Origin of the sequence: Streptomyces niphimycinicus (genome assembly GCF_018883605.1) — a bacterium.
GTDB lineage: Bacteria > Actinomycetota > Actinomycetes > Streptomycetales > Streptomycetaceae > Streptomyces > Streptomyces niphimycinicus.
This window is the reverse complement of record NZ_JAHLEM010000205.1, coordinates 1-922: the sequence shown is the minus strand read 5'-3', so window position 1 is coordinate 922 and position 922 is coordinate 1. Positions and strand designations below refer to the sequence as shown.

Annotated in this window: 1 protein-coding gene and 1 pseudogene; both read left to right on the top strand. The window is 73.0% G+C overall.

Translation table 11 applies throughout. From position 1 onward, the window contains the following. Positions 1 to 300, top strand: a pseudogene (locus tag KN815_RS19540) (short-chain dehydrogenase); the annotation flags it as partial. Between the two features lie 119 nt (positions 301 to 419). After that, positions 420 to 719, top strand: coding sequence for a hypothetical protein (locus KN815_RS19535; RefSeq protein WP_216343235.1), 300 nt, complete (start codon positions 420 to 422; stop codon positions 717 to 719). Positions 720 to 922 lie beyond the last annotated feature (203 nt).

The following is a 922-nucleotide window of genomic DNA, read 5'->3' as shown; positions in this document are numbered from 1 at the left end:
CTGCGGCAGCGGCTGCCCTGGCCCGCGGGCCGCACCTATCCGCTGGGCCCTTCGGTGGACCGGCTGGTGGCAGGCATCGAGCGCCGGTCGGCGCATGTGTACGCGCAGTGGTGGCTGCGCGGTATGCAGTCGGTGCGCGGCTATCTGCCCGTGTTCATCAACGCGGTGGGGCGGCGCGAGATGCGCCGTGCCGAACCACGGCTGACGGAGACCCGGGAGGGGCGGGGCGGCCGTCTGCTGGGCGAGGGCGGCGCGGCGGACGAGAAGGCGCGCACGGCGGGCACGGAGCGTTACCAGTAACGCTCCGTCAACCGCGCTGACCTGCGCTTTCTTCGGCTCCTCCGATCCGGAATGCGGAGAAAGTCGACACATGTAACTCTTGTCGGGCCCGACGCCATTCACCCGATGAGGAGTGACACATGGGCCCCAAGGACCAGCCGAACGACAAGGGTCAGCAGGCCAAGCGGAAGCCGCAGGGCGGCCGGAGCCAGGAGCCGCGGCGCGGCCGGCAGCCTGGTGAGCGCGTGCAGTCCGGCGAGCGCATGCAGTCCGGTGAGCGTATGGAGGAGCGCTCCCGCCGGGAGCCGGGGCAGGAGCAGCGCCGTGGCCAGCAGGACCGGCCGGAGGCCCGCGAGCAGTCCCAGCGGATGAGCCGTGAGCGCCGCCAGCCGGGCATGGGCGACGAGACGATGGACCAGGAGCCCTTCGAAGAGATGTGACGCGCCAGGGCGGGAGGGGCGCATCCCCATGGGCGACCCTGGGAATGCGCCCTGCGCCTGCCCGCGCCCTGCGCCTGCCCGCGCCCTGCGCCTGCCCGCGCCCTGCGCCGTTTCTGCCCCGCCCCGGCCTTACGGTGGCCGCGCTCACTTCCCCTTGCGGGGCGGCTTGCTTCCCTTGCGCGAGGACTTGCCTCCCTTGCGCG